The following is a 13,618-nucleotide window of genomic DNA, read 5'->3' as shown; positions in this document are numbered from 1 at the left end:
TCTGGTGCTTGCCAGTGGGACGAAAATCGCTTATCCCGCGCCTCGTCAACATGGCAATGGCCAGACGGAACCCAAGGGTCGGATACACCAACCGGCCCTGATTTGTTTGAAAATCGCCCGAAAGACCAACCCAAAGACCGGCGGAGACAACCGCTCGGCCAGAAAAAACGTTAGTAAAGGAAAAACGGACGCTATGGCGAACGCAATGATGGAGGAATTCGAAGCCCTCCTGCAAGAAAGCTTCGAAATCGACACCCCCGAAGAAGGTTCGGTTGTCAAAGGCAAGGTCATCGCAATCGAAGCGGGCCAAGCCATCATCGACGTAGGCTACAAAATGGAAGGCCGCGTTGATCTGAAAGAATTCGCAAACCCCGGCGAAGCTCCTGAAATCGCAGTCGGCGACGAAGTAGAAGTGTTCCTGCGCTCTGCTGAAAACGCCCGCGGCGAAGCTGTTATCTCGCGCGAGATGGCACGCCGTGAAGAAGCATGGGACCGCCTGGAAAAAGCATACGCAGACGATGCACGCGTCGAAGGCGCGATCTTCGGTCGCGTCAAAGGTGGCTTCACCGTCGATCTGGGTGGCGCAGTTGCGTTCCTGCCCGGCTCGCAGGTTGACGTACGCCCCGTACGCGACGCAGGCCCGCTGATGGGTCTGAAGCAGCCCTTCCAGATCCTGAAAATGGACCGTCGCCGTGGCAACATCGTTGTGTCGCGCCGCGCCATCCTGGAAGAGTCGCGCGCCGAGCAGCGTGCAGAAGTCATCGGCAACCTGTCCGAAGGTCAGGCCGTCGAGGGTGTTGTCAAGAACATCACTGAGTACGGTGCATTCGTTGACTTGGGCGGCGTTGACGGCCTGCTGCACGTCACCGACATGGCATGGCGCCGTGTGAACCACCCCTCCGAGATCCTGTCGATCGGCGAAACCGTCAAGGTTCAGGTCATCAAGATCAACAAAGAAACCCACCGCATCAGCCTGGGCATGAAGCAGCTGCAAGCCGATCCGTGGGATTCGGTTGCTGCGAAGTACCCGCTGGAAACCGTCCACACCGGCCGCGTCACCAACATCACCGACTACGGTGCGTTCGTGGAGCTGGAGCCCGGCGTCGAAGGTCTGGTGCACGTTTCGGAAATGTCGTGGACCAAGAAAAACGTCCACCCCGGCAAAATCGTTTCGACCTCGCAGGAAGTCGAAGTCATGGTGCTGGAAATCGACGAAGCCAAGCGTCGCGTTTCGCTGGGTCTCAAGCAGTGCATGCGTAACCCCTGGGAAGTCTTTGCTGAGACACACCCCGAGGGCACCGTTGTCGAAGGCGAAGTCAAGAACATCACCGAATTCGGTCTGTTCATCGGCCTCGAAGGCGACATCGACGGCATGGTTCACCTGTCGGACCTCACCTGGGAAGGCCGCGGCGAAGACGTCATCGGCGACTACACCAAAGGCGACGTTGTCAAAGCGGTTGTCTCGGAAGTCGACGTCGAGAAAGAGCGCATCTCGCTTTCGGTCAAAGCAGTTGACGGCGATCCCTTCGCGGACGCAATCGGCGGCGTGAAGCGCGGCTCGATCATCACTGTTGAAGTGACTGCGATCGAAGACGGCGGCATCGAAGTCGACTACGAAGGCATGAAGTCCTTCATCCGTCGTTCGGACCTGTCGCGTGACCGTGCGGACCAGCGCCCCGAGCGTTTCCAGGTTGGCGACAAGATCGACGTGCGCGTCACCAACGTCGACAGCAAGTCGCGTCGTCTGGGCCTGTCGATCAAGGCACGCGAAATCGCAGAAGAGAAAGAAGCCGTCGAACAGTTCGGCAGCTCGGACTCGGGTGCATCGCTCGGCGATATCCTTGGCGCAGCGCTGAAGGGCAACGAGTAATCCTCGTTCCTTAAATCAAAGTGTTACGAGCCCCGCAGGTTTCTGCGGGGCTTTTTCGTGCCTGATTCGGCTGCGAAGTGCACAACTTTGGCGATTTCTGTGCTGCGGCATTCCTGCAAAAACGGGTTTGGCTGGTGGAAACACACCATTTTTGAGGTGAACGCTCCGATTTCATTTCGTTTTCAGATGTTTGACCCTATTATTAAATTTACAAGATACAAAGCTGGCGAGGGGGAGACATCTGATGATCCGTTCGGAACTCATTCAGATCATTGCCGACGAGAATCCGCATCTGTACCAACGCGATGTCGAGCGCATCGTGAACACCGTGTTCGAAGAAATCACCGAGGCGATGGCACGCGGTGACCGGGTTGAATTGCGCGGCTTTGGCGCATTTTCGGTCAAGAAGCGTGATGCGCGGATCGGTCGCAATCCTCGAACAGGTGAGACTGTTGAAGTCGACGAAAAATTTGTACCTTTCTTCAAGACCGGCAAGCTGCTGCGTGACCGGTTGAATGGTTTGGAAGAGTCTGAAGAAGAATAATGATCCGCTATATTCGTTATGCATTTTTGGCCGTGATTGCGGTCGTTTTGGTCGCGATCGCCGCGGCCAACCGTGAAGCTGTCAGCCTGCAATTGCTGCCCGAAGGTCTGGCGGACATCGCTGGCTGGAACTTCATGATCGAGCTGCCCTTGTTCCTTGTGATCTTTGCCAGCGTGATCACTGGTCTTTTGATCGGGTTCGTCTGGGAGTGGATGCGCGAACACAAGCACCGCGCCGAAGCTCGCCGTCAGAAAAACGCGGCGCAGAACCTGAACCGCGAAGTCGAGAAGCTGCGCGGCGAGAAGCACAAGGGCAAGGACGAGGTGCTGGCCCTGTTGGAGAGCAACGGCTAACCCATGCCCTCTGGAATCAGAGTTAAGATCTGCGGTCTGAGCACCGCAGAAGACGTGCGCGCTGCGGCAGAGGCCGGGGCGCGCTACGTTGGTTTTGTGTTCTTTCCCAAGAGCCCCCGTAACGTGACCATCGAACAAGCCCGTGATTTGGCCGTCGAGGTGCCTTTGGGTGTGGCCAAGGTGGCTTTGACTGTGAACGCGGATAACGACCTGTTGGATGCGATCACAGGGGCTGTACCGCTCGATATGATCCAGCTGCACGGGTCCGAAAGCCCAGAGCGTGTGACCGAGGTCAAAAAGCGCTATGGCCTGCCTGTGATGAAGGTCGTGGGTCTGTCGGGCGCGGATGATCTGGCGCGTATTGCCGAATACGAGACGGTTGCCGACCAGATCCTTGTGGATGCCAAGGCGCCCAAGGACGCGGATTTGCCAGGTGGCAACGGGTTGTCCTTCGACTGGCGTCTGCTGGAGGGGCGCGAGTGGGCGGTGCCGTGGATGCTGGCAGGCGGTTTGCACGCAGGCAATGTGGCCGAGGCGATCGCGCGGACGGGCACCCGTCAGGTTGATCTATCTTCTGGTGTCGAAAGTGCGCCGGGCGTCAAAGATCCCCAGAAAATCAAGGAATTCATGCAGGCCGCTCTGGCCTGATGCACCCCTTTGTGGCGGCGGTTTCGCGATGGCGGGACCGATTGCCGCTTTTCGCTGGAAATGCCGCTCTATGTTGCATATCCACGTGCAAAATCTCAGTTGAAAGGCGCCCGAGATGAATGATCTTTTCAACAGCTTCATGACCGGACCCGATGACAAAGGCCGCTTTGGCAAATTCGGCGGACGGTTCGTGTCGGAAACGCTGATGCCGCTGATCCTCGAGCTTGAGGAGCAGTACGAGCATGCCAAGACCGATCCCGAGTTCTGGGCCGAGATGGACTACCTGTGGAAACACTACGTAGGCCGTCCGTCGCCGCTGTATTACGCAGAGCGCCTGACCGAGCAGCTTGGCGGGGCCAAGGTGTACTTCAAGCGCGACGAGCTGAACCACACCGGCGCGCACAAGATCAACAACGTGCTGGGTCAGATCATTCTGGCACGCCGCATGGGCAAGACCCGCATCATCGCGGAAACTGGCGCAGGCCAGCACGGCGTTGCGACCGCGACCGTCTGTGCGAAATTCGGTCTGAAATGCGTTGTTTATATGGGTGCACACGACGTTGAGCGTCAGAAGCCCAACGTGTTCCGGATGCGCCTGCTGGGGGCTGAGGTTGTGCCTGTGACCAGTGGTCGGGGGACCCTGAAGGACGCGATGAACGATGCACTGCGGGACTGGGTGACCAACGTGGAAGAGACCTTCTACTGCATTGGCACCGTGGCTGGTCCGCACCCCTATCCCGCGATGGTTCGCGATTTCCAAGCCATCATCGGCAAGGAAACCCGCGAGCAGATCATGGAAGCCGAAGGCCGTCTGCCCGACACTCTGATCGCTGCGATCGGCGGTGGTTCGAACGCGATGGGCCTGTTCTATCCGTTCCTTGACGACAAAGAAGTCGGCATCATCGGTGTCGAAGCGGGCGGCAAGGGCGTGAACGAAAAGATGGAGCATTGCGCTTCGTTGACCGGCGGTCGTCCGGGCGTGCTGCATGGCAACCGCACCTACCTGCTGCAGGACGAAGATGGCCAAATCCTTGAAGGGCATAGCATTTCTGCAGGTCTCGACTATCCGGGCATCGGCCCAGAACACAGCTGGCTGCACGAAACGGGCCGCGCGGAATATGTCTCGATCACCGACAAAGAGGCGCTTGAGGCGTTCCAGCTGTCGTGCAGCACCGAAGGCATCATCCCCGCGCTGGAGCCTTGTCACGCGCTGGCCCACGTTGCCAAGATCGCGCCGACTCTGCCCAAAGACCACCTGATCGTCATGAACATGTGTGGCCGTGGCGACAAAGACATCTTTACCGTGGCGCGCCATTTGGGTGTGAACATCGCGGGCGAAGAGGGCCGCGATCTGGGCTAAACCCCGCCGAACAGCTTAATGACTGATGAACAGCCCCGCAGGTTCGCCTGCGGGGTTTTTCGTGTCTGGCCCATGAAAACAAGGGGTTTGGCGATGCCAGTTCACGTATGGCTGGCGTATGGCCCGCGTCATGACGTTCGGTGCAGCGAAACGTTCGCGTGAGACAGATGCAACCGGCTGATTCCAGTGAATCATTCCAATTTGAGAGAGTTGGGTGCGGGGCAGGGGAGGCGATCTGCTTGAGGTCTCCTGCCACGCGGCAGTGATGAAGAAGACCTATCGCGTTTGGGTTGAGGTTATTTTGAATAAAGTTCGGCGCAATGTTGCGAATTTATATATTGAGACCGACGGAACGCTAGGATCTGACGCGTATAAACCAGAGTTTATGCAAGAAATCCGGCGCATTTTTCACATGTTTATATCTCTGAGAGAATTCACGGACCTGTGAGAAGGCGGCAGGCAAGAGAGGTAGCCAGCGACAATTGCTGGCCCAAAAGGAGACCTCGAAATGACCAAGCTTTCAAAGATCCGCGTTGCCCTGCTTGCTGGTGCGGTAGCGATTGGTGCGCCCGCCAACGCAATGACCTTTGCCGATGTGGCGATCGCGGCCGCTGGTGCGTCCCATGCAGCGCGCGCCGGTCATGACAAAGCTGAACGTGCCAAGCCTGGCCGCTCGAAGAAGCAGCACAAAGGGGGCCGTAAGAAAGGTCACGGTAAGCATAAAGCGGACGAGACCGATGACACGTCGACTGACGATACGACGACAGACGATACCTCGACTGATGACACCACGGACGACACGTCGACCGACGACACCACGACGGATGACACCACCACTGACGATACGACGACCGACGACACCACAACAGACGACACCACTGCGGGCTAACCTCGCGGATCACGGATGCCTGTGACCCGCGTGACAGGCTTACAAACTTCGGGCTCCCTGCGCCGTGCGCGCGGGGGGCTTTTGGTGATTTTACGGGGCTCATCCTTGATACAAAAGCTACTGACTTTGATGTTTCTTTGCCTCTGGGTGCTGATGCCCGGTGCGGCGCAGGCGCAGTCCATCAAGGATGCGTTCATCGCGGAACTGGCCGCAGAGGGGTATTCCGAAATTCACGTCTCGCGGACGCTGCTGGGGCGGCTCCGTTTCGTGGCGACGGGCGCTGCCGGAACCAGAGAGCTTGTCGTTCTGCCCGGCAATGGCGCGGTTCTGCGCGATCATACTGTGCCGAAGGATGAGAGCGCCGAGGGCGACGCGCGGACCAAGACGGTGACTGCGGCCGAGGAGCCTGTGGCCCGGACCACCGAGGCGCCAGAAAAACCCAACAATCCCGAGCCAAAAGGCGACAAAGGCAAAGACCGCTCTGATGGGGGCGAGGATAGAAGCCGCGACCACGGGTCCGACGACAAAGGGCATGACAAGGGCGGAGACCGCGGAGGCCGGCGATGACAGAGCATGTCCAAAAGAAGCGCATCGAACGGGCGGCCATGGTGTCCGTCATTGGGTTGCAGGCCTTTTGCGCGCTGGTCTTTATCTGGGAAATTGTGATTTCTGTCTTTGAGCTGCCATTCAATCTGGTCCCATGGAGCCTGTTTGAACTGGTTGAAATCGGCGCTGCTGTGGGCTTGTTTCTGGGGATTGTTCTAGGGGGTGTTGTTCTACGGACCACCGCCCTGCGAGCGAAGCGCGCCGAGGATCGCTTGCGCGCAGCGTCGCGCGAATTTCTGGATCTGCTCGAAGAGCGGTTTCTGGAGTGGGGGCTGACACCGGCCGAACGGGACGTGGCGCTGTTTGCCTTTAAGGGGCTGTCCACCGCCGAGATCGCGGGGATGCGCAACACGTCCGAAGGCACGGTCAAAGCGCAGACCGCCGCCATCTATCGCAAGGCCAGTGTGTCCGGCCGTGCGCAGTTGATGAGCGTGATTATTGAAGACCTGCTGATGGACGAAACCCAGCCCAGTCCGTTCCGTCAGGCGGCAGAGTAAATTTCGAGCACTTCGAGCGGGATGATGTCGAGGGCGCGCTGGTGTGTGGCCTCGAGATCAACCTGAGGGGCGCAGCCCTCGTCATGGGCCTGTAGGAAGCGGCTGGCGCAGAGGCACCATTTGTCGCCGGGTTTCAAACCGGGGAATCCGAACTCCAGTCGCGGGGTGGACAGGTCATTCCCCACATATTTCGAGAATGCGAGGAATTCGGCGGTCATGACGGCGCAGACCGTGTGGCTGCCTTGGTCCTGCCAGCAGGTGTTGCACGACCCGTCGCGGAAGAAACCGGTCAGCGGATCGGTGGAGCAGGGGCGCAAGGGGCCGCCGTTCACGTTGAGGGAAGGTTCCTTTTCCATCTGCTCTGCCTTTCTGAATGCCTTTGGTAGGATAGCCCAGCGCGGGCGGCTGACCAGCCCTAGCGGAACTTGTCGGCCAGCTTTTGCAAGGGCGTGCGCGTGTCTTCGGCAGGGGCCTGCGGTTCGGGCGCGGCTGCGGGCTTAGGTTCTGGCTTCGCCTTGGGCTTTTTCGCAGGATCGCCGCCGGTGCTGCCATTGCGGGGCGGGTTCACGCGCAGGGCGACCGCGTTCTGGAATTTCGAATTGTCCCCACGGGCGAGGGCAGGGGCCCCGTCCGAGATGCCGCGCATCATGTCGTCGAGCCAGCCTTGTTCAGCCTTGGCGAAATCATTCAGCACGTAAGAGGCGACTTTGTCCTTGTGACCGGGATGGCCGATGCCCAGACGGACGCGGCCATACTCGGCCCCGATGTGCTGGTGGATCGAGCGCAGGCCGTTGTGGCCCGCGTGGCCGCCGCCCTGTTTGACGCGCAGCTTGCCGGGGGCAAGGTCGAGCTCGTCGTGAAAGACGATGACGTCTTGCGGCTCTAGCTTGTAGTAGCGCATCGCCTCGCCGACGGACTGGCCGGACAGGTTCATGAAGGTTTCGGGCTTGAGCAGGATCGCGCGGTCGGAGCCAAAGCGGCCCTCGGTGATTTGGCCGTTGAAGCGGGACTTCCACGGGGGGAAGCCGTGGTCGGCGGCAATCTGGTCCAGTGCCATAAAGCCGATATTGTGCCGGTTGCCTGCGTATTTCGCACCGGGATTTCCAAGACCGACGAAGAGGAGCATCTGGAACCTTCCTTGCTGATGTGTTGCGGTGGCATATATGCCAACTCAGGGCAGCCTTCGCCACCCTTGCCGCAATGACAAAGACGTAAAGGAGAGGCTGATGTACCTCACGATGAACCGGTTCAAAGTCAAAAAGGGATCCGAAGAGGCGTTCGAAGAGGTCTGGCGCAGCCGCGACAGCCATCTGAACACCGTTCCCGGTTTCAAAGCGTTCCACCTGATGAAGGGGCCAGAGGCCGAGGACTATGTCCTGTATGCCTCGCACACCGTGTGGGAAGATGAGGCGTCGTTCGTGGCGTGGACCAAGTCCGAGGCGTTCCGCATGGCCCACAAGGGGGCGGGCAGCAACAAGGACATGTATATGGGACCGCCAGAGCTAGAGATTTTCGAGACCGTCCAGTCGGTCGCCTGATCCCCAGACCCCAGACCACTGGGCAACAAAAAACGGAGCCCGAAGGCTCCGTTTTCCGTATCCGATAGGATCAGAGGGGGGAAGATTACTCTTCGCCGCCTTCTGCTTCTTCTTCGTCGTCGCCACCAACGAGGCCCGCGGGCGCCGAGATGTTCGCGATGACGAAGTCACGATCGGTGATGGTGGGGCGAGTGCCCTCGGGCAGGGTGATGTCCGAGATGTGGATCACGTCGCCGATCTGGCGGCCTGCCAGGTCAACAACCAGCTTCTCGGGGATGTCGCCTGCGGTAACCATCAGCTCTACGTCGGGACGTACAACGGTCAGAACGCCGCCTTTTTTCAGGCCGGGGCACTCTTCGTCGTTGATGAACTCTACGTGGATGTAGAGGTTCACGCGCGAGGTGCGGCGCAGACGCATGAAGTCAACGTGGGTCGGCAGGTCTTTGACAACATCACGCTGGACGTTGCGGCAGATGACGCGCACGTCTTCTTGGCCTTCGACCTTCAGGTTCCACAGCTGCGACAGGAAGCGGCCGTTCTTCAGCGCTTTGATCAGCTTGTTGTAGGGGATGTTGATCGGCTGGGGGTCAACGCCACCGCCGTAAACAATACCAGGGACGAGGTTCTCGCGACGAGCTTGACGAGCGGCCCCCTTGCCTGTCCCCGTGCGCACTTGTGCTTCGAAATCAAGGACTTCACGTGCCATGATTTAATCTCCAAAAATTGTGGGCATCCTCCAAGGGTGTATGCCCGGTCAATGCCGGTTCGCGCCGGCCCAAAAACGAAGCGTCCCGCGCTGGTGGGCTGCGGGACGATCCGTTCGCGGGCGTATAGTCGAAATTAGCTGAAAGGGAAAGAGCGTATGGGCGCAAAACAGGCCGGAAAGGCTGGAAAATCCCCTGTTTTGCGGGCGTAGAGGCTGTTTCGGGCCGCCGGTCAGGCGGCTGATTCGGTGTCCTCTTGGGGGGTGCTCAGATAACCGCCAGATGCAATGAGCGCGTCATAGAGCGCGTATTCATCGGCGCGTTCCTCGCGGAAGCGCAGGGCCAGTTCGTCCGAGATGGGGGTGGGGGCCTTGGGCGAGACGTTCTTGCGCGGGATTTTCATCGGCTCTTCGAAGATGTTGGCCAGAAATTCGTCCAAGAGTTCCGCGTGCTCGATCGCAAAGAGATGGTGCATGCCGTTCTTGCCGGATTTGCCCGCGAGAAAGTTCATTTGGGTGCCGACGGCGGCAACCGAAGGCGGTTTGAACTGGAGCGAGAGTTCGATGAACTGCTCGAAACTCATATTGGCGGTCGAGTTTTTGTCGTCGGCTTTGAGCCGCGAGCGGTATTTGTACCAGCTGCGCATCAGGTCGAGCGGTTCGCGCATGACGGCCATCCGTTCGGGGTGCAGGTTGAACGCTTTTCGCAAGAAGGGGCCGAAGCTGCGCTCGTACTTGCGCATGTTCAGGTGTTTCACCGCAGGGGCGCCGCGCATGACGATGTCGGCCTTGCCCTTGAGGGCGGCTTGGTAGGAGGTTGTGCCGGTCTTTGGGACGGCGAAGAAAACCAGATTGTGTTTCAGAAAGACCAGCATCAATTCATCCGTGTTTTCTTATGGTTGTCTGTGAGGGTGGCGACTTGTCAAGCTGTCTGACCGGTTGGAGGGGCTGTGTTGCGCGCGTGCCGCGCGTGGGGCCTGCGGCCTGATGGGTATTTGGGCCAAGAAAGAGGAGGCGGGGTCGCTGGAAATTCGGGTGGGGGTCGCGTATTGCTTGGAAATGATTGTGTTTGGAGGATGCCATGGCGCCTGAAGAGGTCGAAGCTCTTTTTACCCGCAGCAGTGGTGAGTATCTATTTGCCCGCTGGGGCCGCCCGATTGCGCCGGTGGTGTTCGGGGTCGAAGAGGCGACTTTGCAGGTGGTCAAGGGCGCGCTGGAGGCTGTGGTCGCGCTGGCGGGGCATCAGCTGGCCGAGACCGATCCGGAGCTGGGCTCGAACCTGATGGTGTTCTTTTTCCGCGAGTGGAAAGAGTTGACCGAGGTGCCGCACATGGAACAGTTGGTGCCGGATCTGGGGCCACTGGTTGGGCGGCTGGAAGCGGCGGATGCCAACCAGTACCGGTTCTTCCGGTTTGACAAGGACGGGGCGATCCGCGCGGCCTTTGTGTTCCTTCGGATGGACAAGGAGCTGTCCAAGGTGCCGGCAGAGACCCTGGCGCTGAGCCAGATCGTGCAGACCATGCTGCTCTGGTCGGACGAGGCGTTTCGGGATCGCAGCCCCTTGGCTGTGGCGGGGGATCATACGATCCTGCGGCCCGATTTTGCGGGGCTGATCAAGGCGGCCTACGATCCTGTGATGCCCGCGATGGCGCAGGACCCGAGCCACGCCCTGCGCTTGTCGGCGCGGGTGGCGATGTACGCGCCGGACTGACGCGGGGTGTAAGCGGGTGTTGTGGGTTGCTCGTGCTGAGGGGCGGCCTTAGGGTCGGCCGTGTTCAGCAAGAGGCACTTTTATGACGCACCGGTTTTCCTTGCGGGTCTATTACGAAGACACCGATCTGGCGGGTATTGTTTACTATGCCAACTATCTGAAATTCATCGAGCGGGCGCGGACCGAGTGGGTGCGCGGGCTGGGTGTGGATCAGAAGGCCCTGAAGGAATCAGAGGGAATCGTTTTTGCGGTGCGGCGCGTGGAGGCCGATTACCTGTCACCTGCACGTTTCGATGACGATTTGGTGGTCGAAACCACGCTCGAGGCGGTCACGGGCGCTCGCATTATTCTGCACCAACAGGTCAAGCGCGGCGAGGAAGTGTTATTTGCCGCACAGGTGACCGTGGTCGCGCTGTCCGAAACGGGCCATCCGGCGCGGCTTCCGGCGAGTATTCGCCTGCTTCTGCACTAAAAATGCCACTATTTCGCCTTGCTGACGCGCTTGTGTTGGCAAGGCACTCCAAAACTCTGTATTTTGCTGCGAAACTAACCGCGCATTGAAAAGTGCGGATCTGAAGGCAAGAGCAGGCATATGGACGCAACGACCCTCGCAGTGGCGCAGGAGATTGATTTCTCCTTCTGGGCCCTTTTTGCACGCGCGACATTCGTCGTTAAAATCGTAATGATCCTATTGATCGCCGCCTCTGTGTGGGCGTGGTCAATCATCATCCAGAAGTACATCGTGTACCGGAAGGCCAAGCGCGAATCCGCGGTCTTTGACGATGTGTTCTGGTCGGGCGAGCCCTTGGACGAATTGTTCGACAATCTGGGGCCGGACCCGGAGGGACGACAGGAACGGATTTTTGCGGCCGCGATGACAGAGTGGCGCCGCAGCCATGACGCCGAAGGCCATCTGATCCCGAACGCCCAAGCGCGCATTGAACGCAGCATGAACGTGGCGATCACCCGCGAGGCGGATGATCTGCAGGGGCAGCTGGGCTATTTGGCGACCATCGGGTCGGTGACCCCGTTCGTGGGTCTGTTCGGTACAGTGGTCGGTATCATGAACTCTTTCATTGAGATTGCAGAGCAGCAGAACACCTCGCTTGCGGTTGTTGCCCCCGGTATCGCCGAGGCGCTGCTGGCGACCGCGTTGGGTCTGCTGGCGGCGATCCCGGCGGTTGTGTTCTACAACCAACTCAGCACCATTTCGGACAAGATTTTGGGCGGGTACGAGGCGTTTGCCGACGAATTCTCGACCATCCTGTCGCGCCAGCTGGATAGCTGATCCATGGGCGCGGGTGTCATGAAACGAGAGAGAGCGTCCGGCGGCCGTCGCCGCAGTCGGGCGCAGCCGATGGCCGAGATCAACATCACGCCTTTTGTGGACGTGATGCTGGTGCTCTTGATCATCTTTATGGTCGCGGCGCCGCTGATGACTGTGGGTGTCCCCGTAGAACTGCCGAAATCGGCGGCGGGCGCGCTGTCTTCGGATCAGGAAGAGCCGCTGACCGTGACCATGACCGGCGATGGCCGCGTGATGATCATGACCACCGACGTGGCGATGGAAGATCTGGTCAGCCGTCTGCAGGCCATTGGCGCAGAGCGGGCGACGACCAAAGTGTTTTTGCGGGCCGATGGCAACGTCCCGTATTCGGATGTGATGACAGTGATGGGTGCGCTGAGTGCGGGGGGCTTCCCCGATATCGGTCTGGTGACCGATGCTGGCGGGGCGCGCCTGACAGGGTCTGGGAACTAGGGGCGAACGGTGAAGACCGGCACCTATATCTCTGGCGCAGGGCACACGGTGCTGCTGCTGTGGGTGATCTTTGGGGGCACCTTCAACTCGGAGCCTTTGCCTATCGAGAACGCCACCGATGTCTCTCTGATCTCGGCCGAGGAGTTTGCCGCGCTGACTGCGCCGCAGACCGCCGAGGACGCCGAAGAGGTCGTGCCCCAGCCGACAGAGGCCGAGACGCCACAGGAGTTGGATCAGGCGCTGCGCCCTCCCGAACTGCCTGTGACGCCGCCGCAGCCCGAGCCGGAACCGGAGCCTGAACCCGAACCGGTCCCGCAGCCGGAGCCCGAGCCCGTGATCCCCGAGGTCGCGGCAGAGGCCCCCGATGCGCCGCCGAGCGACACGCCGACGCCCGAAGAGGCGCCCCGCGTGGCGCCCGAGCCGGTCGAGGCCCCGCCCGAGGATGTCGAGGTTGCGCCCGAACGCCAAGAGGCTGCGGATGCCGAGGTGCCCGCAGAGGCCCCTGTGCAAGAAGAACAGCAAGCCGCCGCACCCGAGGCCGCAACGACAGAGATCGTGACCGAAGCCGAGGAGCCTGCCTCGTCGATGGAGCGGTCCTTGCGTCCGATGATGCGCCCGAACCGTCCGACGCCGCCACCGGTCGAGACCGCTGAGGCCGAAGAGCCGGCAGAGGAAGAGCCGCCCGCCGAGACGCCGGCAGAAGAGCCGGAACCAGCTGCCGATCCGTTGGCCGGTGCGCTGGAGGGCGCGTTGGCCGAAGCTTTGGGCGGCGCGACCAGCGAGCCTGCGCCAAGCCGCAGTGCCGCCCCGCCCCTGAGCGCCGGAGAGCGTGAAGGTCTGCGCGTGTCGGTCCAGCAGTGCTGGGTTGTGGACGTGGGATCGCAAGCGGCAAACGTGACGGTCGTGGTCGGCATGAACATGAACCCCGACGGAACCGTGGATCAGGGCAGTATCAACCTTGTGTCCGCGTCAGGGGGCGAAGGCCCCGCCGTCGAGACCGCCTATCAGGCCGCGCGCCGCGCCATTTTGCGCTGCCAACGCCAAGGATATCCGCTGCCCTCGGAAAAATACGAGCAGTGGAAACAGATCGAAATGACTTTTGATCCTTCGCAGATGAGATTGCGTTAGGGTCACCCCAGG

At 60.2% G+C, this 13,618-nt stretch carries 18 protein-coding genes; 14 read left to right on the top strand and 4 right to left on the bottom strand.

Annotated elements, in window-relative coordinates; all coding sequences use genetic code 11:
* Positions 1–193: 193 nt before the first annotated feature.
* From rpsA to AB9K37_RS18395, 8 genes are all read left to right on the top strand, one after another.
* A complete protein-coding gene (rpsA, locus tag AB9K37_RS18430; protein WP_369841571.1) occupies positions 194–1,870 on the top strand; it encodes a 30S ribosomal protein S1 in 1,677 nt (558 codons plus the stop codon).
* 244 nt (positions 1,871–2,114) lie between these two features.
* On the top strand, positions 2,115–2,414 hold the full coding sequence (ihfB, locus tag AB9K37_RS18425; protein ID WP_369841568.1) for an integration host factor subunit beta: 300 nt from the start codon (positions 2,115–2,117) through the stop codon (positions 2,412–2,414).
* Between the two features lie 2 nt (positions 2,415–2,416).
* The gene (locus AB9K37_RS18420) at positions 2,417–2,767 is read left to right on the top strand and encodes a LapA family protein (RefSeq protein WP_369842041.1); all 351 of its coding nucleotides are present in this window, start codon (positions 2,417–2,419) and stop codon (positions 2,765–2,767) included.
* Between the two features lie 3 nt (positions 2,768–2,770).
* Positions 2,771–3,415, top strand: a complete 645-nt coding sequence (locus AB9K37_RS18415; protein WP_293707050.1) for a phosphoribosylanthranilate isomerase — start codon at positions 2,771–2,773, stop codon at positions 3,413–3,415.
* 115 nt (positions 3,416–3,530) lie between these two features.
* Positions 3,531–4,775 carry a tryptophan synthase subunit beta gene (trpB, locus tag AB9K37_RS18410; RefSeq protein WP_369841565.1) on the top strand — a complete coding sequence of 415 codons (1,245 nt, stop codon included), beginning with the start codon at positions 3,531–3,533 and terminating at the stop codon, positions 4,773–4,775.
* 508 nt (positions 4,776–5,283) lie between these two features.
* A complete protein-coding gene (locus AB9K37_RS18405; protein WP_369841563.1) occupies positions 5,284–5,664 on the top strand; it encodes a hypothetical protein in 381 nt (126 codons plus the stop codon).
* 105 nt (positions 5,665–5,769) lie between these two features.
* Entirely contained in the window at positions 5,770–6,231 is a 462-nt protein-coding gene (locus tag AB9K37_RS18400; RefSeq protein WP_369841560.1) for a hypothetical protein, read from the top strand.
* Positions 6,228–6,767, top strand: a complete 540-nt coding sequence (locus AB9K37_RS18395; protein WP_369841558.1) for a helix-turn-helix transcriptional regulator — start codon at positions 6,228–6,230, stop codon at positions 6,765–6,767. The genes AB9K37_RS18400 and AB9K37_RS18395 overlap by 4 nt, the downstream gene beginning before the upstream one ends.
* Here the strand turns inward: AB9K37_RS18395 and AB9K37_RS18390 are convergent.
* Entirely contained in the window at positions 6,752–7,123 is a 372-nt protein-coding gene (locus tag AB9K37_RS18390) for a DUF2237 family protein (RefSeq protein ID WP_369841555.1), read from the bottom strand. The genes AB9K37_RS18395 and AB9K37_RS18390 overlap by 16 nt on opposite strands.
* A gap of 59 nt (positions 7,124–7,182) precedes the next feature.
* Positions 7,183–7,893 (bottom strand): aminoacyl-tRNA hydrolase, encoded by a 711-nt coding sequence (pth, locus tag AB9K37_RS18385; protein ID WP_369841553.1) that lies wholly within the window; start codon positions 7,891–7,893, stop codon positions 7,183–7,185.
* A gap of 100 nt (positions 7,894–7,993) precedes the next feature.
* On the opposite strand from pth, the gene AB9K37_RS18380 reads away from it, so the two are divergent.
* On the top strand, positions 7,994–8,305 hold the full coding sequence (locus AB9K37_RS18380; RefSeq protein ID WP_369841550.1) for an antibiotic biosynthesis monooxygenase: 312 nt from the start codon (positions 7,994–7,996) through the stop codon (positions 8,303–8,305).
* Between the two features lie 85 nt (positions 8,306–8,390).
* On the opposite strand, the gene AB9K37_RS18375 is transcribed toward AB9K37_RS18380, so the two are convergent.
* Positions 8,391–9,011, bottom strand: coding sequence for a 50S ribosomal protein L25/general stress protein Ctc (locus AB9K37_RS18375; protein ID WP_369841548.1), 621 nt, complete (start codon positions 9,009–9,011; stop codon positions 8,391–8,393).
* Positions 9,012–9,241: 230 nt separating this feature from the next.
* The gene (locus AB9K37_RS18370) at positions 9,242–9,883 is read right to left on the bottom strand and encodes a hypothetical protein (RefSeq protein WP_369841546.1); all 642 of its coding nucleotides are present in this window, start codon (positions 9,881–9,883) and stop codon (positions 9,242–9,244) included.
* Between the two features lie 206 nt (positions 9,884–10,089).
* On the opposite strand from AB9K37_RS18370, the gene AB9K37_RS18365 reads away from it, so the two are divergent.
* The 5 genes from AB9K37_RS18365 (at position 10,090) to AB9K37_RS18345 (ending at position 13,606) form a co-directional block, all read left to right on the top strand.
* Complete coding sequence (locus AB9K37_RS18365; protein WP_072705609.1) at positions 10,090–10,719, top strand: hypothetical protein; 630 nt, start codon at positions 10,090–10,092, stop codon at positions 10,717–10,719.
* A gap of 82 nt (positions 10,720–10,801) precedes the next feature.
* Positions 10,802–11,191 (top strand): tol-pal system-associated acyl-CoA thioesterase, encoded by a 390-nt coding sequence (ybgC, locus tag AB9K37_RS18360; protein WP_369841544.1) that lies wholly within the window; start codon positions 10,802–10,804, stop codon positions 11,189–11,191.
* Between the two features lie 120 nt (positions 11,192–11,311).
* Entirely contained in the window at positions 11,312–12,007 is a 696-nt protein-coding gene (tolQ, locus tag AB9K37_RS18355; RefSeq protein WP_369841542.1) for a protein TolQ, read from the top strand.
* A 3-nt stretch (positions 12,008–12,010) separates the two neighbouring features.
* A complete protein-coding gene (gene tolR, locus AB9K37_RS18350; RefSeq protein WP_369841539.1) occupies positions 12,011–12,478 on the top strand; it encodes a protein TolR in 468 nt (155 codons plus the stop codon).
* A gap of 9 nt (positions 12,479–12,487) precedes the next feature.
* Positions 12,488–13,606 carry a cell envelope biogenesis protein TolA gene (locus tag AB9K37_RS18345; RefSeq protein ID WP_369841537.1) on the top strand — a complete coding sequence of 373 codons (1,119 nt, stop codon included), beginning with the start codon at positions 12,488–12,490 and terminating at the stop codon, positions 13,604–13,606.
* Positions 13,607–13,618 lie beyond the last annotated feature (12 nt).

The organism is Donghicola sp. XS_ASV15, from assembly GCF_041224595.1.
GTDB lineage: Bacteria > Pseudomonadota > Alphaproteobacteria > Rhodobacterales > Rhodobacteraceae > Donghicola.
The sequence above is the reverse complement of the archived record's forward strand: the minus strand, read 5'-3'. Positions and strand labels throughout refer to the sequence as shown.